This is a genomic window from Streptomyces sp. NPDC058459 (assembly GCF_042721685.1).
Classification (GTDB): domain Bacteria; phylum Actinomycetota; class Actinomycetes; order Streptomycetales; family Streptomycetaceae; genus Streptomyces.
On sequence record NZ_JBHXLV010000061.1, the window covers coordinates 1 to 24,788 of the forward strand.

The 24,788-nt window shown below is 72.1% G+C and carries 15 protein-coding genes; 5 read left to right on the top strand and 10 right to left on the bottom strand.

Annotation, left to right across the window (positions count from 1 at the left end):
• Positions 1–2,004: CDP-glycerol glycerophosphotransferase family protein (locus ACFWN1_RS14255; RefSeq protein ID WP_384361167.1), on the top strand; the 2,004-nt coding region annotated here is incomplete at its 5' end.
• Positions 2,001–3,659, top strand: a complete 1,659-nt coding sequence (locus ACFWN1_RS14260) for a glycosyltransferase family 2 protein (RefSeq protein WP_384361170.1) — start codon at positions 2,001–2,003, stop codon at positions 3,657–3,659. The genes ACFWN1_RS14255 and ACFWN1_RS14260, both read left to right, overlap by 4 nt.
• Positions 3,660–3,666: 7 nt before the next feature.
• Here ACFWN1_RS14260 and ACFWN1_RS14265 read toward each other — a convergent pair whose 3' ends face one another.
• The 4 genes from ACFWN1_RS14265 to ACFWN1_RS14280 form a co-directional block, all read right to left on the bottom strand.
• Complete coding sequence (locus ACFWN1_RS14265; protein ID WP_384361219.1) at positions 3,667–5,064, bottom strand: hypothetical protein; 1,398 nt, start codon at positions 5,062–5,064, stop codon at positions 3,667–3,669.
• Between the two features lie 245 nt (positions 5,065–5,309).
• A complete protein-coding gene (locus ACFWN1_RS14270) occupies positions 5,310–10,253 on the bottom strand; it encodes an NAD-glutamate dehydrogenase (RefSeq protein WP_384361172.1) in 4,944 nt (1,647 codons plus the stop codon).
• Between the two features lie 458 nt (positions 10,254–10,711).
• A complete protein-coding gene (locus ACFWN1_RS14275; protein WP_384361175.1) occupies positions 10,712–11,380 on the bottom strand; it encodes an HAD family hydrolase in 669 nt (222 codons plus the stop codon).
• Positions 11,381–11,447: 67 nt separating this feature from the next.
• Positions 11,448–11,942 carry a DUF6912 family protein gene (locus ACFWN1_RS14280; protein ID WP_384361178.1) on the bottom strand — a complete coding sequence of 165 codons (495 nt, stop codon included), beginning with the start codon at positions 11,940–11,942 and terminating at the stop codon, positions 11,448–11,450.
• A 301-nt stretch (positions 11,943–12,243) separates the two neighbouring features.
• Here ACFWN1_RS14280 and ACFWN1_RS14285 point away from each other — a divergent pair, with 301 nt between their 5' ends.
• Positions 12,244–12,693, top strand: a complete 450-nt coding sequence (locus ACFWN1_RS14285) for an Rv3235 family protein (protein WP_384361181.1) — start codon at positions 12,244–12,246, stop codon at positions 12,691–12,693.
• 151 nt (positions 12,694–12,844) lie between these two features.
• On the opposite strand, the gene secA is transcribed toward ACFWN1_RS14285, so the two are convergent.
• Positions 12,845–15,694, bottom strand: a complete 2,850-nt coding sequence (gene secA / locus ACFWN1_RS14290) for a preprotein translocase subunit SecA (protein ID WP_384361184.1) — start codon at positions 15,692–15,694, stop codon at positions 12,845–12,847.
• A gap of 252 nt (positions 15,695–15,946) precedes the next feature.
• Here secA and ACFWN1_RS14295 point away from each other — a divergent pair, with 252 nt between their 5' ends.
• Complete coding sequence (locus ACFWN1_RS14295) at positions 15,947–16,585, top strand: GNAT family N-acetyltransferase (RefSeq protein ID WP_384361187.1); 639 nt, start codon at positions 15,947–15,949, stop codon at positions 16,583–16,585.
• Complete coding sequence (locus ACFWN1_RS14300) at positions 16,582–17,772, top strand: winged helix-turn-helix domain-containing protein (protein ID WP_384361190.1); 1,191 nt, start codon at positions 16,582–16,584, stop codon at positions 17,770–17,772. The genes ACFWN1_RS14295 and ACFWN1_RS14300 overlap by 4 nt, the downstream gene beginning before the upstream one ends.
• A 36-nt stretch (positions 17,773–17,808) precedes the next feature.
• Here ACFWN1_RS14300 and ACFWN1_RS14305 read toward each other — a convergent pair whose 3' ends face one another.
• The 5 genes from ACFWN1_RS14305 to mtrB all read right to left on the bottom strand — a co-directional run bounded on the left by ACFWN1_RS14305 (position 17,809) and on the right by mtrB (position 24,787).
• Positions 17,809–18,555 (bottom strand): response regulator, encoded by a 747-nt coding sequence (locus ACFWN1_RS14305; protein WP_384361193.1) that lies wholly within the window; start codon positions 18,553–18,555, stop codon positions 17,809–17,811.
• A gap of 203 nt (positions 18,556–18,758) precedes the next feature.
• A complete protein-coding gene (gene hpf / locus ACFWN1_RS14310; RefSeq protein ID WP_384361222.1) occupies positions 18,759–19,451 on the bottom strand; it encodes a ribosome hibernation-promoting factor, HPF/YfiA family in 693 nt (230 codons plus the stop codon).
• A 326-nt stretch (positions 19,452–19,777) separates the two neighbouring features.
• On the bottom strand, positions 19,778–20,674 hold the full coding sequence (locus ACFWN1_RS14315; protein WP_384361196.1) for a ComF family protein: 897 nt from the start codon (positions 20,672–20,674) through the stop codon (positions 19,778–19,780).
• 149 nt (positions 20,675–20,823) lie between these two features.
• Positions 20,824–22,719, bottom strand: coding sequence for an LpqB family beta-propeller domain-containing protein (locus ACFWN1_RS14320; RefSeq protein ID WP_384361198.1), 1,896 nt, complete (start codon positions 22,717–22,719; stop codon positions 20,824–20,826).
• A complete protein-coding gene (mtrB, locus tag ACFWN1_RS14325) occupies positions 22,709–24,787 on the bottom strand; it encodes an MtrAB system histidine kinase MtrB (protein ID WP_384361201.1) in 2,079 nt (692 codons plus the stop codon). Before mtrB ends, ACFWN1_RS14320 begins: the two co-directional genes overlap by 11 nt.
• Position 24,788: the final 1 nt, after the last annotated feature.

Genomic DNA, 24,788 nt, shown 5'->3' on the forward strand with positions numbered 1-24,788 from the left:
GCGGAGGCCCGCTCGGCGGGGGCCGCGCGGGCCTCCGGCCGCTGGCTGCACTTCGTGCACGCCAAGGACGGCCTGCCCGCCGGAGCCCTCCGGCTGCTCGCCGAGCGCACCGCCGAACTGGACGAGCGCGCGGATGTCGTCCTGCTGGACCACGTCACCACCACCTGGCGCACCACCGCCGTCCCCTCCCGCGACGGCAGCCTGCTCGCCGGGGCCGGCCGTGCCGCCGTCACCCTGGACGACTCGCCCGACCTGCTCCGCCTGACCCCGCTGCTCGGCACCCGCGCGGTGCGCGCCGCGTTCTGGCGGGCGCACTCGGAGGAGTTCGCGAGCGGCGACGAGAACTTCACCGCCCAGGCCGTCCTGCTGCGCGCCGGCCGCGTGGCCTGCCTCGACCAGACGGCCTACGACGACCGCAGACTCCGCCCGGAGAGCCTGCCCCCGCGCACCCCCGAGGACCGCTACGCCCTGATCGGCCGCTACGAGCGGCTGCTCGCGCTCGCCGAGGGCCGCCGCCCGGTGCGTGCCGTGCTGTACGGGCTGATGGTCCGCGACCTGGTGCGGGTCTTCGCCCGCGAGGACCTGCCCGAGCCGGTGGCCCGCGAGTTCTTCCGCCGTGCCTCCGCCGCCGCCGTCCGCTGGCGCCCCGAGGGCCACCAGCGCCCGGCGGGCCTGGAGGGCGTACGGCACGCCCTGCTGGAGGACGGCGCGTACACCAGGTACCGGGCGCTCCAGACCGCCAACCGCACCCGGCGCGCGGCCCGCAAGGCCGTCCGCGCCCGCAAGCGCCGGCTCGGGGTGCGGCTGCGCGAGCAGCAGTACCGCAGGGCGCTCAGCCGGCCCCTCGACCCGGACCTGGCCGTGTTCGCGGCCTACTGGGACCGGGGGGTCGCCTGCAATCCGGCCGCCATCGCCGCCAAACTCGCCGAACTCGCCCCGCACATCCGCCCGGTGTGGGTGGTGACCAGGGAGAACGCGGCCCTCCTGCCGCACGGCACCGACCACGTGATCCCCGGCACCCGCCGCTACTGGGAGACGCTGGCCACCGCGAAGTACCTGGTCAACAACGTCAACTTCCCCAACGCGGTGATCAAGCGCCCCGGCGCCGTCCATCTCCAGACCCACCACGGCACCCCGCTCAAGCGCATGGGGCTGGACCAGCGGGAGCACCCGGCGGCCGCGCAGGGGCTGGACTTCGCCGCGCTGCTGTCCCGGATCGACAAGTGGGACTACAGCGTCAGCGCCAACAGCCACACCACCCGGATGTGGGAGCGCGCCTACCCGGCCCGCTACACCTCGCTGGACCACGGCTATCCGCGCAACGACGTCTTCTACACCGCCACGGCCGCCGACGTCCGCGCCGCCCGCGAACGCCTCGGCATCGCCCCGGGCCGCACCGCCGTCCTCTACGCCCCGACCCACCGCGACTACGAGGCCGGGTTCACCCCGCGCCTCGACCTCGCCACCCTCGCCGACCGGCTGGGCGAGGACACGGTGCTGCTGGTCCGCGCCCACTACTTCTACGGCGGGGGCGCCGCCTCCCCGCTGACCGGCCTGCGGCGCTCCGGGCGCCTCATCGACGTCTCCGCCTACGACCCGGTCGAGGAACTCTGCCTGGCCGCCGACGTGCTGGTCACGGACTACTCGTCGATCATGTTCGACTACGCCAACCTGGACCGCCCGATCGTCGTGCACGCCGACGACTGGGAGACCTACCGCACCACGCGCGGCGTCTACTTCGACCTGATGGCCGAGGCCCCCGGCCGGGTCGCCCGCACCCAGGAGGAGCTGACCGAGATCCTCACCTCGGGCGCCTGGCGGGACGAGACCGCGGCCAAGGCCCGGTCGGCGTTCCGGCGGCGCTTCTGCGAGTTCGACGACGGCCGGGCCGCCGAACGGGTCGTACGGCGGGTGTTCCTCGGTGAGCCCGAGGAGGCGCTGCCGCCCGTGCTGCCGCTGGAGGAACGTACCCCCGCCCCGACGCCCGAGGAGCTCGCAGGATGACGACCCCCGACGTCACGGTCACCGTCATCGGCTACAACGACGCCGCCCGGCTGCCCCGCGCGGTGGCCTCCCTGCGCGCGCAGACCCACGAGAACATCGAGATCGTCATCAGCGACGACCACTCCACCGACGACACCCCCGAGGTGGCCCGGCGGCTGGCCGCCGAGGACAGCCGGGTCCGCTATCTGCGGCTGCCGGAGAACAGCGGCGGGTGCAGTGCCCCGCGCAACCGGGCCATCGACATCGCCCGCGCCCCGTACCTGATGTTCCTCGACAGCGACGACGAACTCCCGCCGCGCGCCGTGGAACTGCTGCTGGCCGCGCACCGGGAACGCGAGGTGGACTTCACCATGGGCGCGGTGCGCCGGGTCCGGGTGGACAGCGGCCGCCGCAGCACCTGGATGCCGCACCTGGTCCGCGAGCGCCGCACCCTGGAGGGCATCGCCGCCGACCCCCGGCTGCTGTTCGAGCACCTCTCGACCAGCAAGATGTACGCCCGCTCCTTCCTCGACCGCCACCAGCTGCGCTTCCCCGAGGGCATCCACTACGAGGACCAGCTCTTCTCGGCTCAGGCGTACGGTCTCGCGCGGGCGTTCACGATCATCCCGGACCCGGTCTACGTCTGGTACATCGAGCCGTACGCGGCCGAGTCCAGCGCCTCCATCTCCAACCAGCGGCACAAGATCTCCAACGTCGCCGACCGGGTGCACGTCCAGCGCCTGATCGACGACTTCCTGGTGGAGAGCGGTCAGGCGGGGCTGCGCGAGGACAAGGACTTCAAGTTCCTCAAGCACGACTTCCGGATGTACGCGGGCGACCTGCCCTACCGGGACGACGCCTGGCTGGCGGAGTTCGCCGAGATCATGAACCCGTACCTGGACACGCTCGCCGAGGGCGCCTACGCCCGGCTGCCCCGCCCGGAGCGGGTGGTGCTGGAGCTGCTGCGCACGGGCCGCCCCGACGGGGTCCGGCTCGCCGCGCGCGGCCTGGGACACCCGGTGGCGCCCCGCGAGGTCACCGCCGGCGCGGACGGCACGCCCTACTGGGGCCGCTCGGTGCCCGCCACCGAGCGGGGGCGCCGCGAACTGGATCTGTCCGACCTGGAGCTGGAGACCCGCCCCTTCTCCACCGCCTGCTTCCGGCACGAGATCACCGGCCTGCGCCCCGGCCCCGGCCCCGCGCTGACCCTGACGGTGCGCACCTACGACCCGGGACTGCGGCTCCCGGTGGGCCCGCAGCGGGCCGCGCTGCTGCTCTCCCCCGGCCGGCGCCGGCTCACGGTGCCGTTCCGGCTGGACCCGGTGCGCCCCGGCGTCTTCGAGGGCCGCGTCCAGCTGGACCTGACCCGGGCCCGGCTTCCTCTCCAGGGCTTCGAGGGGGTCCGGCATCCTCAGCTCCGGCTCCAGCAGCAGGGGCTCGCCCACTCGGGGCTGCTGCTGGCCCCGCTGCTCTTCCCGGCCCTGACCGCGCGAGTGGAGTCGGGCGCCACCGCGCACCGGATCACGGTCGAGCCCGAGGGCCGCAACCCCGGCCGGCTCCAGGTCCGCTGGCAGCCGGTGGGGATCACGGCACGGATGCTGCGGCCGGTGGTACGCGCGGTGGACCGGCCCCGGCTGCGCGACGCGCTCCGGCTGGTGACCAGCGCGCTGAAGTGAGCCGCGCTCAGCCGCGCACCTCGTAGAGCACCTGGCCGGCCGGGCCGGTCGTCACCGGGCGCAGCCACGGCTCGGCGTCGGCGGCCGGGCCGATCACCCAGCGCACCCCGTACCGGCGCGCCATGGTCCGCCGGGCGCCGGAGGAGGTGTCCGGCGCGAAGTACCGCTCGACCGCCGCGTCCCGGCCGCCCTGGTCCGGCAGGAACACGTCCGGGTAGCCGGGCGCCACGGTGTACGGGCCGTACGCCGGGATCTGCCGGGACGGCACCGTACGGGCCATCACCACCTCCCCGTAGCCGACCCAGGGTGTGATCCAGCGGTAACCGACCCACGGCGGGCGGTACTTGGCGGCGAGCGGGGCGGGCAGCGCGTCGCGCGGGACCACATAGCCGAGCATCCCCGCCTGGCCCCAGGCGCCCACGGCCAGGGCGGCCGCCAGCACCCCGGCCCAGCCGAGCCGGACCGCCCGCCGGCCGGCCGACACGGTCTCCAGCGCGGCCGCGAGCTGGGCCGGGATCAGCGCGGCGGGCGCGGCCCGGCCCCAGGAGTAGTGCCCGGTGAGGCCCCCGGCCGCGAACAGCAGGGCGCCGAGCGCGAAGAACAGCACCAGCGGGTCCCGGTGGTCGCGCCGCCACCGCGGTACGAGTGCGGCCACCCCGAGCAGCGCCAGCCCGAACCGGCCGGGCAGGTCGGAGTAGAGCGAGCGGTGGATCGCCTCAAGCCCGGTGCCGGCGGAGAACAGCGCGAAGAAGTCGTAGTACGGCCACAGCCACAGCAGGACGATACCCACGGCGAGCGCGGCGGCGAGCCTCGGGAGGAGGTTGCGGTCCGGGCGGGCGGCGAGGACCGTGGCGAGGGCGCCGAGGGTGGCTACCACGCCGGTGAACTGGTGGCAGAGCAGGATCAGCGCCCAGAGCGCGCCGAGGCCGACCCAGCGGGACCGGCCCGCTCGCGCGCGGAGGGTGGTGGTGAGCCACGCCCAGAAGTGGAAGGACAGCCCGAGCGCGAACACGCTGGGGTACGCCACCGTCAGCGCGAGGGAGTTCAGGCCGAGGAAACCGCTCCAGTTGAGCAGGTCGGGGCCCCACAGGAGGACCAGGCACAGGACGGCCGGTGCGGGGGCCGCCCGGTGTGCGCTGAGCGTGCGGACGTACCGCCAGACCCCGCTGAACAGCAGCCCGAGCCCCGCCAGCGCGCCGATCCGCAGCACCGTGAACACCGGCAGCCCGGTGAGCCGGGCCAGCGCTCCCAGCACCACTGTCCACGGCGAGTAGTACGGACTCGGTGTGTCCGCGTCGACCAGCGGGTTGCCGGGGTCGAGCAGGCTGTGCCGCAGCCGCTGCACGGTCGCCGCGTGTATCCCGAGGTCACCGGCCCAGGGCAGCCGGACGACGGCCAGCAGCATCAGCAGCGGGACGAGCGCGGCGAGGACGACGGCCACCAGTGACGGGGCCACCGGCGACGGACGGGCGCGCCCCGCGCGCGCCCTCGTGAGGTTCGCGGTCACGGGCCAGACCCTATCCGAACCGTCCTAACCGTCCGAACCGTCCTAACCGTCCGAACCGGACATGTCGTCCGGAGCGCGAAGAGGGCGCCCCGGCCGGATCTCCCCGGCCGGGGCGCCCTCTGTCCGGGCGGTGCCGCTTCAGGTCACGCGTGCGTGCGCAGCAGCGTCCGCATCGTGCGCATCGCCACCGACAGGTTGGCGAGGTCGAACGCGTCCGAGCCCCGGATCTCCTCCAGCGTGGCGCGCGCCCGGCTCAGGATGGGCGCGTTCTTCTCCTCCCACGCCGTGAACCGCTGCTCCGGCGTGGAGGTGCCGTTGCCCGCCGCGAGCACGTCCGCGGTGAGGGCGGCGTGAGCCGCGTACAGGTCCTCGCGGATGGAGGCGCGGGCCATCGACTGCCAGCGGTCCGCGCGGGGCAGCTCGATGATGCGGTCCATCAGCTGGGTGATGTGCAGCCGGTCGCCGAGGTCGTAGTACACCTCGGCCACGTCCAGCGGCTCCTTGCCCGTGCGGTCGGCCACCGAGACGATGTCCAGCGCCGGGAAGGCGGAGGAGAACCCGGCCACGCGGGTGGCGAGTTCGGCCGGGACGCCGGCGGCGGTCAGCTCGTCGTAGACGTGCTGGTACCACTCCAGGTCCGCGCCGCGCAGCAGCTTCGGCATCTGCTGCCAGACCTGCTCGACCCGCTCCGCGAAGAACTCCACGGTCTCGGCGAGCTGGAGCGGCTGCGGCCGGTTGTTCAGCAGCCAGCGGGTGCCGCGCTCGACCAGCCGGCGCGAGTGCAGCCGGATACGGGTCTGCACGGCCGCGTCGACCTGGTTGTCCAGCGCCTCCACCGCGTCCCACACCGGGGAGGAGGAGAAGATCGCGCGGGCCGCGGTCTGGGCGCGGACGATCTCCTCCAGCGAGGCGCCGGTCTCCTCGCGCAGCCGGTGCAGATACGTCGTACCGCCGGTGTTCACCGTGTCGTTGACCAGCACGGTCGTGGTGATCTCACGGTGCAGCGGGTGGCCGTCGATGACCCCGGCGAACTGCTCGCGCAGCGCCGACGGGAAGTAGGCGTGCAGCAGGCCGCACAGGTAGGGGTCGTCCGGCAGCGAGGTGTGCAGCAGCTCCTCGGCGACCGTGATCTTCGTGTACGCCAGCAGGACGGCCGTCTCGGGGCTGGTGAGGCCCTGGCCCTGGTTCAGCCGCTCACGGATCTGGCGGTCGGTGGGCAGGAACTCCAGCGCCCGGTCGAGGTGGCCCTCGCGGACCAGGTGCCGGATGAAGCGGGCCTGGGCGTGCAGCATGTCCTTGGACTGGGCGAGCGCGTTGGCCAGTGCGGTGTTCTGCGCGTAGTTGTTGCGCAGGACCAGCGCACCGACCTCGTCGGTCATCTCCGCGAGCAGCTTGTTGCGCTGCTTGACGGTCATGTCCCCGTCGGTGACCAGGCTGTTCAGCAGGATCTTGATGTTCACCTCGTGGTCGGAGGTGTCCACACCGGCGCTGTTGTCGATGGCGTCGGTGTTGATCCGGCCGCCCTGGAGCGCGAACTCGATCCGGCCGAGCTGGGTCAGGCCCAGGTTGCCGCCCTCGCCGACGACCTTGACGCGCAGGTCGGCGCCGTCGACCCGGATGGCGTCGTTGGCCTTGTCACCGACGTCGGCGTCGGTCTCCGCCGAGGACTTGACGTAGGTGCCGATGCCGCCGTTCCACAGCAGGTCGACCGGCGCCTTCAGGATCGTCTTCATCAGGTCGGCCGGGGTCATCTTGGAGATCTTCTCCTCGATGCCCAGCGCCTCCCGGATGTGGTGGTTCAGCGGGATCGACTTGGCGCTGCGCGGGAAGATCCCGCCGCCCGCCGACAGCAGCGAGGTGTCGTAGTCGGCCCAGCTGGAGCGGGGCAGCTCGAACAGGCGGCGGCGCTCGGCGTAGCCGGTGGCCGCGTCCGGGACCGGGTCGATGAAGATGTGCCGGTGGTCGAAGGCGGCGACCAGGCGGATGTGCTCGGAGAGCAGCATGCCGTTGCCGAACACGTCACCCGACATGTCGCCGATGCCGACGACCGTGAAGTCCTCGGACCGGGTGTCCAGGTCCAGCTCGCGGAAGTGCCGCTTCACCGACTCCCAGGCACCGCGCGCGGTGATGCCCATGCCCTTGTGGTCGTAGCCCGCGCTGCCGCCGGAGGCGAAGGCGTCCCCGAGCCAGAAGTCGTACTCCCCGGCGACGCCGTTGGCGATGTCGGAGAAGGTGGCGGTGCCCTTGTCGGCCGCGACCACCAGGTAGGTGTCGTCGCCGTCGTGCCGCACCACGTCCTGCGGCGGGACGACCTCGCCGGCCACCATGTTGTCGGTGATGTCGAGCAGGGCGGAGATGAACGTCTTGTAGCTCTCGATGCCCTCGGTGAGCCACGCGTCCCGGTCCACGCTCGGGTCGGGCAACTGCTTGGCGACGAAGCCGCCCTTGGCGCCGACCGGCACGATGACGGTGTTCTTCACCATCTGCGCCTTGACCAGGCCGAGGATCTCGGTACGGAAGTCCTCACGCCGGTCCGACCAGCGCAGGCCACCGCGCGCGACCTTGCCGAAGCGCAGGTGCACGCCCTCGACCCGCGGCGAGTACACCCAGATCTCGTACGCCGGGCGCGGCGCGGGCAGGTCCGGGATGGCCTGCGGGTCGAACTTCATCGACACGTACGCGTGCGGGCGGCCGTCGCGGGCTTCCTGGAAGAAGTTGGTGCGCAGGGTGGCCTTGATGACGGTCAGGAAGGAACGCAGGATGCGGTCCTCGTCCAGGCTCGCCACCTGGTCCAGCGCGGCGTCCAGCTCTTCCAGCAGGGCGTCGGTGATCTCCAGGCCGGCCTTCTGCCGGTCCGGGGACATCCGGGCCTCGAACAGGGAGACCAGCAGCCGGGTGGTGTGGACGTTGTTGCGGAGGGTGTCCTCCATGTAGTCCTGGCTGAAGGTGGAGCCCGCCTGGCGCAGGTACTTGGCGTAGGCGCGCAGCACCGTCGCCTGACGCCAGGTCAGACCGGCGCTCAGCACGAGGGCGTTGAAGCCGTCGTTCTCCGCCTGGCCGGTCCAGGTCGCGGCGAACGCCTCCTGGAACCGCTCCCGGCCGTCCTCGCCGAGGTGGTCGCCGCCGCCGGCCGTCCGGGGCAGGCGCAGGCCGAAGTCGTAGATCCAGGCGGCGCTGCGGTCGGGGCGGCGCAGCTCGTAGGGGCGCTCGTCCACCACCTCGACGCCGAGCCGGTTGAGGACCGGCAGCACGGCGGAGAGGGAGACCGCGTCGCCCTTGCGGTAGATCTTGAAGCGGCGCTCACCGGGGGCGGCGCCCACCGGCTCGTACAGGCTGAGCGAGAAGTCGTTGCCCTTGTCGTTGCTCAGCCGCTCCAGGTGGACCAGGTCGGCGACGGCCGCGCGCGGGGAGTGGTCGGCCTTGTAGCCCTCGGTGAAGGCGTTGTTGTAGCGGCGCAGCAGCTCGGCCGCGCGCTCCTCGCCGCACTCGGCGTTGAGCGCCTCGGCGAAGCCGTCGGACCAGGAGCGGGTGGCCTCCACCAGGCGCGCCTCGATGCGCTCCTTGTCGGCGTCGGACAGCTGGGGCAGCTCGGTGCCGGGCGGGACGCGGACGACGAAGTGCAGCCGGGACAGGATCGACTCGGTGTTCCAGGCGGTGAAGTCGACGCTGATGCCGCCGAGTTCCTCCTTGAGGATGTCGATGATCCGCAGCCGGACCCCGGTGGTGTACCGGTCGCGCGGCAGGTAGACGAGAGCCGAGTAGTAGCGGCCGTATTCGTCCTGGCGCAGGTAGAGCCGGAGCCGGCGGCGCTCCTGGAGGTAGAGGACGCTGGTGGCGATGGCCTGCAGCTCGGCCGGCGGGGTCTGGAACAGCTCGTCGCGCGGGTAGGTCTCCAGGATCTGGAGCAGGTCGCGGCCGTCGTGGCTGCTGGGCGAGAATCCGGCGCGCTCCAGCACCTCGGCGACCTTGCGGCGGATCACCGGGACCCGGCGCACCGACTCGGTGTACGCGGCGGAGGAGAACAGCCCGAGGAAGCGGCGCTCACCGACGACATTGCCGTCCGCGTCGAACTTCTTGACGCCGATGTAGTCCAGGTACGACGGCCGGTGCACGGTGGCCCGGCTGTTGGCCTTGGTCAGCACCAGCAGCTTGTGCTCGCGGGCCTTGGCTCGGGCGTCGGCCGGGAGCCGCTCGAAGGAGGGGCTGACGGGGTGCTCGTCGTCCTCGGAGTGGTGCGGGTCGGAGCGCAGTATGCCGAGGCCGGTGCCGGGCTTGGCGCTCAGAGAGTCGTCACCGCGCAGCTCGTACTCGCGGTAGCCGAGGAAGGTGAAGTGGTCGGCGGAGAGCCAGCGCAGCAGCTCCCGGGCCTCCTCCACCTCGGCGGCGGGCAGGTCGGAGGGCTGGGGCTCGTCCCGCAGGCCGTCCGCGATCCGGGTGGCCGCCTCGCGCATCTTCTCCCAGTCCTCGACGGCCTCGCGGGCGTCGGACAGGACACGCAGCAGGTCGGCGGAGATCTGCTTGAGGTCGGCGCGGTCGGTCTCGCGGTCGGTCTCGACATGGATCCAGGACTCGACGTGCGCGTCGTGCGGCAGCTCGCCGTGCGGGCCGGTGGGCAGGACCTCGATCAGCTTGCCGGTCAGGTCCCGGCGGACGACGACCTGCGGATGGATCACGACATGGATGCCGCGCCCCTGGCGGGTCAGCTCGTTGGTCACCGAGTCGACCAGGAAGGGCATGTCGTCGGTGACGACCTCCACCACGGTGTGGCTGCACGTCCACCCGTTCTCCTCGACGGAGGGGGTGTGCACCCGCACGTTCGCCGTGCCCTGGGGGCGGTTCTCGGCGAGCCGGTAGTGGGAGGCCGCGGCTCCGAAGACGTCGACCGGGTCGCGGTCGGCGAGGTCCTCCGGGGCGGTGTGCAGGTAGTAGCGCTGGAGGAACGCGAGCACGGCCTCGCCGTCCGGGGCGGCGGGGGTGCCCTCGCTCGTGGTCCCGGTCGGTAGGTGCCCCCCGACCGGGCTGTTCTCAGCTACCCGGGCGGCCCGATCGAGCAGCTCGGCCTTGGCTTCGTCCAGCTTGGTCTGCATTGTCCTCTGGCTCCTGTCGCGCGCCGTTGCGTGACGTAGAAGGAAGTACGGTTTCTTCCCCACCGGGATGACGCCACGGCCCGAGGTGTCCGGTCCGTTCCGACGCTATGCCGCGAGGTGAGATGGGCGGAGGGGTTTCGGCCATTGTCGACAGACTTGTCGGAAGCGACGCTGCTCTCCACACCGTCGTGCCGGAGGCCGTCCCCGGTGTACGGGGGGCCGCGGCACCCCCGTCCCGCCCGAGAGGACCAGCGACCGCCGCCCGGTCACGGAGGTCGTCCGTGCGGTCCGGGCGCAGGGCGGGGACAGTCGCGTCCCCGCGAGCTATCGCGCTGATCACGCCACAAGGCTATCGCCCCCGACGGGGGCGCCGTCATGAGCCGTATGTGTACAAAACCGGGGGGTGAAGTTTGACGTTCTGCACAGCGGCGGTGGGGCACTCGGTGGCGTATCCGCGGCTATGCCGCTATTCGGCGGGCCTCGGCGACGGCCTCGGCCAGGCTGTCGACCACGGGGGCGCCGGTGCCGCGCAGGCTGTCGGGGCCGTGGGAGCCGCCCGTGTAGAGCACGGCGCGCGCGCCGACGTGATGGGCGGCCAGCGCGTCGTCGGCCGCGTCGCCGATGACCACGGTCCGCTCCGGGTCGACCAGGGTCTCCAGCGCCCTCAGGTGGCGCACCATGTGCTCGGCCTTGCTGCCGCCCGAGGGGCCGGTGCGCCCGTCGACGCGCAGGAAGTGCGATTCGATGCCGAAGCCGCGCACCAGCGGCACCAGGTCCTCGTGCCCGTACATGCTCAGCAGGGACTGGCTGTGCCCGGCCGTCCCCCAGTCGGCCAGCAGCTCGGCCGCGCCCTCGGTGAGCCCGCAGCGGGCGCGGTGCTCGGTGTAGTGCCGGTGGAAGGCTCCGTCCATGACCTCCCATTCGAGGTCGCTGGGCAGCCGGCCGATCAGGCGCTCGTAGAACCTCGGCACCGGGACGCAGTACAGCGCGCGGTATCGCTCGAGCGTGATCGGCTCCAGGCCCAGCTCGGCGAAGGCCGCGTTGGTCGCCCCGATGATCGCGTCGTTGTCGTGGAACAGGGTGCCGTTCCAGTCCCAGACGATGTGCGCGCTTGTCTGCTTCCCCATGCCGAAAACCGTACCCGCCCCCACCGACAATCCCCGTGGGCGAGGGACTGCGGGGTAACGGTCCAGGTCAGCGGGGTGCGAGCAGGGCGGGGATCTCCTGGGTGGCGAACCACAGCAGTTCGTGATCCTCGGCCCCGTCCACGGTGACGCCGGCCGCCTCGTCCCCGCCGTCGGCGGCCTCGAACACCCGGGCCGCGGCGGTCACGTCCGCCTCGGCGTCGTCGGCGTCGACGTGCACCGCCGCGGCCTTCGCGAGCCGGGCCGACGCGGCGACGGTCACCTCGCCGGGGCCGTCCGCGTCCGGGGTGACGACACCGTCCGGGACGTCGACCGCGACGACGATCCGGCGCGGGGCCGCCCCGGAGTCGCCGGCCAGCAGCCGTAGCGAGGCGCGGGCGGCCTCGCCGAGCGCCGCGTACTCCAGCTCCTCGAGATCGTCGGTGCCGCACCACTCGCGCAGCGCGGGCGTCACGGCGTAGGCGGCGAACGGTTCCGCCGCCAGCACACCCGTCTCATGGGCCTCGGCGAGACCGGGGAGGGTCAGGGGTACGTAGACGCGCATGCGGGCCGCTCTTTCCTGCTCAAGGGGGACTCCCGGAGGTCATCCAGACTACGTGCGGCCGTCCCCTTTCGAGTTCCCGCCCCACCCCCCGGGGGCGTCCACCCGCCGCACCGTACGTCACCCTCCCGTACCGCGCGGCCATGGGGTTCGCGGCCCCTGCCGTCACCCGGATAAGTGAACTCCGCGCGGTCCGCGACACCGGCCGAGCGTCCTTGCCCGGCCGGTCCCCGTCCCCGTACAAGGTCCCCACCTACTTGAGTTACCGCCCGGTATCCGCCGGGCCGGCCGAACGGGGACTTCCATGAACAAGGTCATGAGCCGCAAGCCGCAGACCCGGCCGCACCACCGCCCGCCGACCCGCCACGACACCCGCCGTCCCGGCACCCCGGCGCGCGGCCGCACCGCCACCGCGCGCCCCACGGACCTCTTCGCCGACCGCCTGCTGGCCGTGCTGAGCGGCCAGCGCCCCGTCCACTGGATGCTCCGCCACACCGCGGGCTCCGCCTACGACGACCTGGTACGCCTCGCCGAACGCGCCCCGCTCCGCGCCCGCGGCGCCACCCGCCCCACCGTCCACGACCTCGGCTGGTTCGTCCCCCGCGCCGGCGCCCTCGAAGTCTTCGCCCGCATCGCCGCCGGCACCCACCTGCGCGCCCTCGCCTTCCGCCTGGAACAGTCCGAGGACCTCCGCTGGCGCTGCACAGCGGTGGAACTGGCCACTCCGTCACCCCGGCGCTCCACGGCCCCCTGAAGGCACCTGAAAGGCGCCTGGAGGGCATCTGGAGAGCGCCGGGAGCGTGCGGGAGTCGTGTCGTGCAGTCCCCCGGGACCGGTCGCGGCACGACTCGGGGCCGGGCCCCCCGAAGGAGGGCCCGACCCCGAGTCTCTGTTCGAGCCGCGCGCTACTTCTTGCGGCGCCGTCCGCCCTTGGCCTGGCGGCGGCGCTCCGCGCGGGTCAGGCCGTCGGACTCGGACTCGTAGCGCACCGGCTCGTCGTCCTCCAGGTCGCGCTCGATGACGCCGCCCTCGCCGTCCACGGTGGGCGCGGTGAAGTGCAGGTCACGGCGCTGCGGCACGTCCAGGCCCTTGGCCCGGATCTCCGGACGCGCCCCGGCGGGCACCTGCGCGGGCACGGCGTCCTGCACGCCCTCGCCGACCGCACGGGCCTCCACCGGGACCTCCTCGACCTGCTGCTCGACCTGGACCTCCAGGTTGAACAGATAGCCGACGGACTCCTCCTTGATGCCCTCCATCATGGCGGTGAACATGTCGAAGCCCTCGCGCTGGTACTCCACCAGCGGGTCCTTCTGCGCCATCGCGCGCAGGCCGATGCCCTCCTGGAGGTAGTCCATCTCGTAGAGGTGCTCGCGCCACTTGCGGTCCAGCACCGACAGCACGACCCGGCGCTCCAGCTCACGCATGATCTCGGAGCCGAGTTGCGTCTCACGCGCCGCGTACTGCTCGTAGATGTCTTCCTTGATGGACTCGGAGATGAACTCGGCGGTCAGACCGGCCCGGTCGCCCGCGGCGTCCTCCAGCTCCTCGATGGTGACCTTCACCGGGTAGAGCTGCCGGAAGGCGCCCCACAGGCGGTCCAGGTCCCAGTCCTCGGGGAAGCCGTCGGCGGTCTCGGCGGCGATGTACGCGTCGATCGTGTCGTTCATGAAGTGCTGCACCTGCTCCTGCAGGTCCTCGCCCTCCAGGACGCGGCGGCGCTCGCCGTAGATGACCTCGCGCTGCCGGTTGAGCACCTCGTCGTACTTCAGGACGTTCTTGCGCGTCTCGAAGTTCTGCGTCTCCACCTGCGACTGCGCGGACGCGATCGCGCGGGTGACCATCTTGTTCTCGATCGGCACGTCGTCGGGGACGTTGGCCATCGCCATCACGCGCTCGACCATCTGCGCCTTGAACAGACGCATCAGGTCGTCACCGAGCGAGAGGTAGAACCGGGACTCGCCGGGGTCGCCCTGCCGGCCGGAACGGCCGCGCAGCTGGTTGTCGATACGGCGCGACTCGTGCCGCTCGGTGCCGAGGACGTAGAGGCCGCCGCTGAGCTCGACCTCCTCCTTCTCGGCCTTCACCGCCTGCTCGGCCCGGCCCAGCGCGGCGGGCAGCGCGGCCGCCCACTCCTCGATGTGCTCCTCGGGGTCGAGGCCGTGCTGGCGCAGCTCCGCCTCGGCGAGGTCCTCGGGGTTGCCGCCGAGCTTGATGTCCGTACCGCGGCCGGCCATGTTGGTGGCCACCGTCACGGCGCCCTTGCGGCCCGCCTGCGCGACGATCGACGCCTCTCGCTCGTGGTGCTTGGCGTTCAGCACCTCGTGCTGGATGCCGCGCTTGCTGAGCTGCTGGGAGAGGTACTCCGACTTCTCCACCGAGGTGGTGCCGACCAGGATCGGCTGGCCCTTCTCGTGCTTCTCGGCGATGTCGTCGACGACCGCCTCGAACTTGGCCACCTCGGTGCGGTAGATCAGGTCCGACTGGTCCTTGCGGACCATCGGCCGGTTGGTCGGGATCGGGACGACGCCGAGCTTGTAGATCTGGTGGAACTCGGCGGCCTCGGTCATCGCCGTACCGGTCATGCCGGAGAGACCGGGCACGTCCTTGCCCTCGTGGTCGTGGCGCTTGTAGAGGCGGAAGAAGTTCTGGAGGGTGATCGTGGCGAGGGTCTGGTTCTCGTCCTTGATGTCCACCCCTTCCTTCGCCTCGATCGCCTGGTGCATGCCCTCGTTGTAGCGGCGGCCGGCGAGGATACGGCCGGTGTGCTCGTCGACGATCATGACCTCGCCGTCGAGGACGACGTAGTCCTTGTCCTTCTTGAACAACTCCTTGGCCTTGATGGCGTTGTTCAGGTAGCCGACCAGCGGGGTGTTCACCGACTCGTAGAGGTTCTCGATGCCGAGCCAGTCCTCGACCTTGGAGACACCGCTCTCGTGGATGGCGACGGTGCGCTTCTTCTCGTCGACCTCGTAGTCGCCGGTCTCCTCGATGCCCTTGAGGGGGTTGCCCGCCTCGCCGCGCTTGAGGCGCGTGACCAGCTTGGAGAAGTCGCCGTACCACTTGGTGGCCTGGTCGGCCGGGCCGGAGATGATCAACGGCGTACGGGCCTCGTCGACGAGGATGGAGTCCACCTCGTCGACGATGGCGAAGTTGTGGCCGCGCTGCACCAGCTCGTCCTGCGCCCACGCCATGTTGTCGCGGAGGTAGTCGAAGCCGAACTCGTTGTTCGTGCCGTAGGTGATGTCGCACGCGTACTGCTCGCGGCGCTCGGCCGGCGTCATGTTGGCCAGGATGCAGCCGACTTCCAGCCCGAGGAACCGGTGGACGCGGCCCATCATCTCGGAGTCGCGCTCGGCCAGGTAGTCGTTGACCGTGATCAGGTGGACGCCTTCACCGGAGAGGGCGTTCAGATACGCGGGCAGGGTGCCGACGAGGGTCTTGCCCTCACCGGTCTTCATCTCGGCGACGTAACCGAGGTGGAGCGCCGCACCGCCCATGATCTGCACGTCGTAGTGACGCTGGCCGAGGACGCGCTTGGCGGCCTCGCGGACGGTGGCGAACGCCTCGGGGAGCAGGTCGTCCAGGCTCTCGCCGTCCGCGTACCGCTGCTTGTACTCGTCGGTGAGAGCCCGCAGCTCGGCGTCGGAGAGGTCGGCGAAGTCCTCTTCGATGGAGTTGACCTGGTCCGCGATGCGGTGCAGCTTGCGCAGGATCTTGCCTTCGCCTGCACGCATGATCTTCGAGAGGACGGACACGGGGGGTGGTCTCCTTGCCGGTCGGGCCTGGGACGGTCGGTTTGCATGTGACTTGATGGAGCAACGGCCATCGTATGCGAGGACCCCGCCACGCCGGGAGGCCCGGCGGCGCAGTGGTCCCTTCACTTCGGACAACGTCCGGGGACCAGGGATGGTGCCGCGCCGCGCCGATGATTTGGGCGAATGGTGATACACCGCTCACACAGCGCGAAACGACTTGGCCCGGATGCCCGGTCCGAGCAGACTCGCCGGATGGACCCCGTCGCCCTGACCACCGCGCGTCTCCTGCTGCGCACCGTCCGCCCGGACGACACCGAGGCCGTGTTCACGGCGGCTCAGGACCCCGCCGTCCAGCGCTGGATCTCCTCCTTCCCCTCCCCCTACCTGCGCGAGCACGCCGAGACGTTCGTCGGCAGCACGGCCCCCGAGGGCTGGGCGGACGACTCGATGTACACCTTCGGCGCCTTCCTCCCCGCCGGGGAACTGACCGGCATGCTCAGCCTCACGATGCGCGGTCCGGGCCACGGCGAACTCGGCTACTGGGCCGCCCGGGAACACCGCGGCCGGGGGTACGTCACCGAGGCCGCCTCCGCCGTCGCCCGCTGGGCCTTCACCGCCCGCTCGGTGGACCGCCTGGAGTGGCGCGCCGAGGTCGGCAACCGCCCCTCCCGCGCGGTGGCCGAACGGCTCGGCTTCACCGTCGAAGGCGTCCTGCGCGCGGGCGTGGGCAGCAGGGGCATCCGGCGGGACTCCTGGGTGGGCTCGCTGCTCCCCTCGGACCTGGGACTGCGCTCGTCGGTGCCGTACCTGCCCGCGCCCGCCCGGCCGCCGGAGACGAAAGCGCAGGCCGGCGGGGACTGTCAGTGGCACCCTCTATCGTCCCCGTCATGACCACCCTGCCGCGCCCCGCCATCACCCTCACCGCGGACGACGCCCGCCGACTCGCCCTGCGGGCCCAGGGCTTCCTCGGCGCGCCCGACCGCCGCTCGGGTGTGCGCGGGGTGCTCCGGGCCCTCGGCGCGGTCCAGCTCGACACCATCTCCGTACTGGCCCGGTCCCACGAGCTGATCCCGTACGCCCGCCTGGGCGCGGTCGGCCGGCCGGCCGTGGAGTCGGCCTACTGGCACACCCCGTCCTCCGGCGCGCCGCACGCCTTCGAGTACTGGTCGCACGCCGCGTGCGTCCTCCCCGTCGAGGAGTGGCCGCACTTCGCGTTCCGCCGCCGCGCCTACCGCGACCGCCCGCACTGGAACCACCAGCTGCCCGAGGGTGTGTACGACCAGGTGATCAAGCAGCTGCGCACCGAAGGGCCGCTCACCGCGACCGAGTTGGGCGGCGCGAAGCGGACCAGCGACTGGTGGGACTGGTCCGGCACCAAGGTCGCCGTGGAGCGAGCGCTGATGTACGGCGAGGTGGTCTGTGTGGAGCGCCGGAGCTGGAAGCGGGTGTACGACCTCGCAGAGCGCGCGATCCCGGCCGAACTGCTGCACGACTCCCTGGACGACACCGAGTGCCTGCGCCGGCTGGTCCGGCTGGCCGGGGAGGCGCTGGGCGTGGGCACCCGCGCCGACATCGCGGACTACCACCGCCTCAAGGGCGAGCAGGTCGACGCGGTGATCGCCGAGTCGGGTCTGGTGCCGGTCGAGGTCGAGGGCTGGGGCAGGCCCGCCTGGGCGGACCCGGCCGCGCTGGCGGCGCCCCCGCGCGGACGGCACCGCACCACGCTGCTCTCCCCGTTCGACTCGCTTATCTGGGAACGGGCGCGCACGGAGCGGATCTTCGGCTTCACCCACCGCCTGGAGGCGTACGTCCCCAGACCGAAGCGGATCTACGGCTACTTCGCCATGCCGGTGCTGTCCGGCGGGCGGCTGATCGGCCGGGTGGACCCCGCGCGCGAGGGCCGCACGCTGGTGGCCAGGCAGGTCACCCTGGACGGCCCGAAGGCGGTACCGGGCGTGGCGCAGGCCCTGCTGGAGGCGGCGTCCTGGGTGGGCTGCACGGATGTGCGGGTGGAGCGCGTGGACGCCCCCGAACTCCGCGCCCCGCTCACGCTGGAACTGGCCCGCGCCCTCTCCTAGGGGTGAGAGGCGGGGCGGGCGCCAGGGCTGGCGCCGCTAGCGGATCTCGAGGATCTTCTCGCGCATCGCGTAGACGACCGCTTCCATCCGGGAGTGCAGCTGGAGCTTCTCCAGGATGTTGCGGACGTGGTTCTTCACGGTGTTCTCGGAGATGAACAACTCCTTGGCGATGTCCCTGTTGTTCATCCCCGTGGCGACGAGCTTGAGCACCTCCAGCTCCCGGTCGGTCAGCCGGGGCGCGGGCACGAGCCGCCGCTCGTCGGTGCGCTGGATCATCGACTTGAACTCGGTGAGGAGCTTGGACGCCATGGAGGGGCTGATCTGCGACTGCCCGTCCGCGACGGCGCGGATCGCGGTGGCCACCTCGTCCGTGGAGATCTCCTTGAGGAGGTAACCGGTCGCGCCGGCCTTGATGGCGTCGTAGAGGTCGGCTTCCTCGTCGCTTATCGTCAGCATGATGATCTTCGCGCTGGGAGCTACCTCCTTGATGGAGGTGCATGCCTCGATCCCGCCCCGTCTGGGCATCCGGACGTCCATCAGCACGATGTCGGGCAGCAGGTCGGCCGCCTTGTCCACCGCCTCCGCGCCGTCCCCCGCCTCACCGACGACCTGGATGTCCTCCTCGGCGGCGAGGACGATCTCCAGGCCGCGGCGGAAGAGCGCGTGGTCGTCCACCACCAGCACCCGGATCGGCTCGTCGCGTGGCGCGTCCAGATCCGGGTCCGCGCCGATGACGCCGTCGTCGGCGCCCGCGTCGCGCATCGGTCCGAAGGTGTCCGCCATCGTTCCTCCCCCTGAAGGCCGTGGCCCGTGATCTCGTGCCATCGCCAACCCAAGGCAGAGGCCCACCGGTTGGGCCAGTGTGGCCATGATTTCATGCTCCGGCGCCCCAACGGTGACGCACGGGGGGCGAACTGGTCGCACACCGGTGCCCCTGGGGGCGCACGCGCGTCCCAGGGGCACCGTCTCCGCTCCCGCCGGGCAGGTCAGCCGCCCAGCGTGTCACCCGCCGCGGGCGGCTGCGCCTGAGCCACCATCGGATCCGTGTTCAGATGGATGACGCCGTAGTCATAGGCGTGTCGCCGGTAGACGACGCTCGGCTCCTTGGTCTCGGAGTCGACGAACAAGTAGAAGTCGTGGCCGACCAGTTCCATCTCGTAGAGGGCCTGGTCGAGGCTCATCGGAGAAGCGACGTGGGTCTTCTCCCGGACGATCAGCGGGCCGTCGCCCTTGACCTCCAGCGAGCCGATCTTCCTGGTGGGCACTCCGTCGGACTCGGCGGTCGGGACGGGCTCACCGTCGGGGTAGAGCGTCGCCACACCGGGGACGACATCGGGTACTTCCGCAGCCGGGGTGCGTCGTGCGCCCCGGCGCACGACTCGCTTGTCGTGCTGCTTGCGCAGCCGGGCGTCCAGCTTCTCCGCGGCCATGTCGAGGGCCGCGTACGGGTCGCTGGCCGATGCCTCCGCCCGGATCACCGGACCGCGGGAGTGGAGCGTGATCTCCACCCGCTCACAGCGGTCGGCCTGTCGGGGGTTGGGCTCCTTGGACACCTCGACGTCGAGGCTGATCACCTTGCCGTCGAGCTTCTGGATCTTCTCCAGGTTCAGCTTCTCGGCCACGTGCTTGCGGAACCGCTCAGGTACTTCGGTCTTGCGGCCCTTGACGACGATGTCCACGCAGAACTCCGTTCCCGGATCGCTCACGCCTGTGGCGGAGCGTCTCCCTTTCGCACCAGGTCCCGGTGAGTCCCGGAACCTCTGACTCGGTGACTTCCACCTCCTCCTCCCCCAGGGGCGAGATCTCCATCCCGTCACGCGCGGGTGATTGTGCAAAACCCACGGCACGGCAATCGGATATGAGAGATGTGGCCTGGGCCTTTCCTCACAACCGAACATATCTCGCCCGGACGGATGGCGTCACCCTCTACTGAGGCGTACCTCCGTTCAGGTGAATTACTCCCCTCGCTACCTGCAACGACGCAAGTTCTTGGCCGGTTCCCCGTTTATTCGAAGGACTCACGGGGCGCGGCGATCACCGCCGCCCGGACGGCTTCTCCGGCGATGTTCACCGGCTCCTTTTCCGGTGCCCCATGCACCGGCTTTCCTCTCCGCGATCTCGTCCCGATCCGTCGTTCTTCCCTACCTTCCCGAGTTGCGGCGCGATACACAGCCGTTCTTTCCTCGTGGCGGGTTCCGGCCGTGACGCGTACGGCGCGCGCCGCCTCGGCCAGGCTCGCGCCGGTGGTGATCAGGTCGTCGACAAGCACGATCCGGCCACCCGCGAGCAAGCGGGCGCCGCCCGCGCGCACCTCCAGCGCGCCCGCGAGGTTCTCCCGGCGCCGCCGCGCGTCGAGCCCCGCCTGGTCGACCACCGGCCGCCGCTGCCGCAGCACGGCGGCCACCCGCGCCGGGGTGCCGGTGCGCCGCAGCCGCCCGGCCGCCACCAGCGCCATCCGGCGCACCGGGTCGTGTCCGCGCCGCCGCACGGCCCAGCGGGCGGAGGGCACGGGCACGAGGATCACCGGCCCGGTGTCCGGCGTGTCCGGCTCCGCCATGACCAGGCCGGGTTCCGGCACGAGAGGTCCGAGGGGTCCGAGGGGTCTGAGAGGTCCGTGGCCGGCGCGCACGGCTCCCGCCAGAGCCGCGCCCAGGGCCCCGGTGAGCGCCAGCGCGCCCCGCTCCTTGTGCGCGAGGAGGAGTGCCCGCACCTCCAGCGCGTACGGAGCTGCGGCGTGCACCACCGGAAGACCCGGCGGCTCGGGCACCGGCCGCACCCGGCGCGGCTCCGCGCGCTCCAGCAACGACCGGCACCGTGCGCAAAGCACAGCCGGTGGTGACCCGCAACCGCCGCACTCGGTCGGCAGCGCAAGGTCGGTGAGGTCCCGCCACAATCCCCGCATGTCCCCCACTGTGCCCAGCCCCGAGCGCCCCGGCCACCCCTGTGGACAACTGTCGGCGACACCCCTGTGGACAACCCCGGCAGATCCCCGGCACCCCTCACCCGAACGAGGGCACGACACCGGAAAACGGCAGCTCAGCGGCTCGCGACCTACCCCGGATAGACCGGCGCCGTCCCGTCCTTGTCCACCTTCTGCCACTGCGCGCCGGACGGCAGCCGGACGATCCCGTCCTCCGAGTAGGCCACCAGCGGCACCCGGTCGTCCTCGGCGGAGGCTATCGCCTTGACCCGGGAGAGCGCGGCCGGCGCCGGGCCCTCCAGCACCGAGCCGTCCACCTGCACATAGCGCATCTGGCCCACACCGCCCTGCTCACGGCCGACCACGACGAGGCGGCTGTCACCGGCCCAGGACATCGCCGTGACCAGCTCCATGTCGGGCACGACCGGACGCGGGGCGACGACGGCGGGAGCCTCGGCCGAATCGTCCCCGCTCCCTTCGACGCCGCCGGCCCCGTCACTCCCGTCGTCGTCCGCACTGACGCTGTCCCCGCCCTCGATCCGGCCGATGAGCAGGGACTGTTTGCCGCCCTTGGCCTCGACGACCAGCGCGACCCGGGCCCCGTCCGCGGCCACCCGCACGTCCCGGATCGGGCCCGGCAGCTCCGGCAGCGTCACCGCCACCGGCTTGCCGGTGCCCTGCGGGACGACGTACAGCCGGGGCCGGGCCGGGTTCAGGTCGGCCACCCACAGATCGCCCCGGGCGTCCCAGCCCGGCCGGCTCAGCCGGTTGCCCTCGGTGGGGCCCTGGCTGGTCAGCACGGGCGGCTCCAGCGGCGCTGCGGCGGACAGCGGAGCGACGTACAGGGACCTGCCGTCCGCGCTCACCCCGGCCGCCGTGTCCTCCTCGCGCGAGACCGCGACCGACCCGAACTCCTTGGTGCCGTCGCCGAACACGCCCGGCACCGGGGTGCCGCCGGTGCCCGCGCCCGCCGCGGGCAGCCGGATCAGACGGTGCTTGCCGTCCAGGAAGTAGAGGTAGTCCGGGCTCTGGGCCGAGGCGTGCCAGGCGACCGAGTCCGCGCGGCTCTCGGTCAGGTCGCACAGCTGGTTCCCGCCGGGCCCGCGCAGGTCGACCGACTCCAGCGTCGGCGCCAGGTTCCGCAGCGTGAACAGCAGCTGGGTCGCCATCTCCGTGCACCGGGCCGGGCCCACCCGGGCCGCCTTGGCGTTGAGCGGCACGGTGAGCCTGTTCTCGTCGTCGGGGGCCAGTCCGGTCGTGCCGTTCCGCAGTGCCGTCCCGGTCGGGAAGCTGGACCTGACCACCGGTCCGAGCCAGTTGGTGGGCCCGCTCAGCAGCGACCGCACCAACTGGGTCATCGGGTCGACCTTGCTGCGCACGAACACCGGGTCGGCGACCGCCACGGGGTCGCCCGTCGCACCGGCTTTGGTGTGGGTGGCGAAGTAGTACTTGTCGACGGACGTGTAGTTGCGCTGAAAATCCGACTTACCCATCACGACGCCCTCGGGCGGCGCGTCGATCCGCCACTGCCCGCTCTTGGGGTCCTGCGTCAGATGCACCTTGGCCTGGAAGTCGCCGTGCGCCGGGGCGTACGCCTGCTGCGCGTCCACCGTGGCCACTCGGGTGCCTGCCAGGACGTAGGTGCGTCCCGTGGTCGGTTCCCGGCCGGACGGCGGGGTCTCTGCCATGATGCCGGGCCCGTCGGCGAGCACGGTGGCCGAGTCCTCCGGCCGCCAGCCGCGCGCCGCCTGGGCGGTGAGGTACTTGCGCGCCGTGTCGTAGTGCGGATCGTCGCTGGTCAGCGCCTCCAGGAAGCCCTGCATGATCTCGCTGGCCGAAGCGTCCTGGGCGGGCGGCACGGCGAAGACCCGTACCCCCGTGTCCTGGCGCGGCGTGGACTCCACATTGCGCAGGTCCCCGCTGTCGGGCATCGAGGCGCAGCCGCCCAGCAGTACGGCCCCGCAGACCGCGTATGTCACCGCGCGCCCCGACGTGCGCCGGGCGCCCCCCTCGCGGTCAGCGACCACGGAACGCCTCCCCTGCTTCGGTCGAGTCCTGCCGGGCCGGTTCCGGGCGACCCGCCGTTCGCGGGTCTGGCACCTGGGTGCCGGTCCTGTCGTCGGGCCGCCAGCCGCCGTTCGCGGGCCTGGGCACGACCCGGGCGCCGTTCCCGTTGCCGGGCAGCGCCGTCGGGTCGGCCGCCGGCGCGGTGGCATGCTGACGCGGCGGCAGCGCGGACGCGTTGCCCCCGTTCGGCTGCACCGGCACCGTCGCCAGCTTCTCCGCTCCCCCGCGCGGTGCCCCACCGTCGTCCGGGCCCCGGTTGCGACGCGAATCCTTGGGCTCCAGCGGTATCGGCGAGCCCCGCAGCGGCTCGTCGGCGGTACGCGGCAGGGTCAGCCGGAACTGCGACCCTCCGCCAGGCTCGCCCCACGCCTGGAGCCAGCCGCCGTGCAGCCGGGCGTCCTCCAGCGCGATCGACAGCCCCAGTCCGGTGCCGCCGGTGGTACGCGCGCGTGCCGGGTCGGCCCGCCAGAAGCGGCTGAAGACGCGGGTGGCCTCGCCGGGCTTGAGCCCGACACCGTAGTCCCGCACGGCGACGGCGACGGCACCGCCCGCGCTGGCGAGCTTGACCACGACATCCTTGCCGTCGCCGTGCTCGACGGCGTTGACGACGAGGTTGCGCAGCACCCGCTCCACCCGCCGGGCGTCCGCCTCCGCGACGACGGGCTGCAGATCGCCGACCACCCGGATACGGCTGCCCTTGCGCTCCGCCAGCGGCTCGGCCCCGCCGACGACCCGGCGCACGACCTCCCTCAGGTCGATCGGCTCGGCCTCCAGCGCGGCCGCGCCCGCGTCGAACCGGCTGATCTCCAGCAGGTCGGCGAGCAGCGACTCGAACCGGTCCAGCTGGTCCGCGAGGAGTTCCGCGGACCGCGCGGTCATCGGGTCGAAGTCCTCGCGGGCGTCATGGATGACGTCCGCTGCCATCCGTACGGTGGTCAGCGGGGTGCGCAGCTCGTGCGAGACGTCGGAGACGAACCGCCGCTGCATCCGCGACAGGTCCTCCAGCTGCTGGATCTTCAGCTGGAGGTTCTGCGCCATCTTGTTGAAGGCTTCGCCCAGGCGCGCGATGTCGTCCTCGCCGGTGACCTTCATCCGCTCCTGGAGCCGCCCGGCGGACAGCCGTTCGGCGATCCCGGCCGCCATCCGCACCGGCGTGACGACCTGCCGCACCACCAGCCAGGCGATGGCCCCGAGGAGTACGACGACGAAGAGTCCGGCGGTCGCCAGGGTGCCCTTGACCAGGCTGAGCGACTTCTCCTCCTGCATGAGCGGGAAGAGGTAGTACAGCTCGTACGGGTGCCCGTTGGGGTCGTTGACCTGCTTGCCGATGACCAGCGCGGGCTGGGACTCCTTGCCGTTGCTGTAGACGATGCGGGTGTAGCTCTGCGCGGCGGCGGTGCTGGTACTGCTGTTGACCCGGTCACGCAGGCTCGCCGGCACGCTGTCGGCCGGGCTGACGTACCCGGAACCGCGCGGGCTGCGGCCGCCGCCGCTGTCGTCGCCGACGGGCAGCGTGACCACGTCGAAGGCGCCCGAACCGCCGCTGGAGAGCGACTCCACAAGGTCGCTCATCCACTGGATGACGTTCTGGGACCGCTGACCGTCGGCGGAAGTGCCGCCCGTCGTGCCGTGGGTGGCGGCCGCGGTCTCGTCGGCGCTCTGCCGGGCCACCGCGAAACCGCCGGTGGCCTGGCTCTGCGACGCCTTCACCTTGGCGTCCAGCAGGCCGTTGCGCACCTGGCCGATGACGACGAAGCCGAGCAGCAGCACGACGCCGAGCGACATCAGCAGGGTGGTGGCGACGACCCTGAGCTGGATGTTGCGCCGCCACAGCCGCATGACGGGCAGCAGCGGACGGCGCACCCAGCGGATGAGCAACCGGACGACCGGACTGCCCTGGACACCGCCGCTCAGCAGGGCGGCGGTGAAGAGGCGGCCCGAGCGCGGCTTGCCCGTACCGAGGCCGGACGCGCGTCCCGGACCGGCGCCGGGCCGGCCGGGGGCCGAAACGGCGCTGTCCCCGGACACG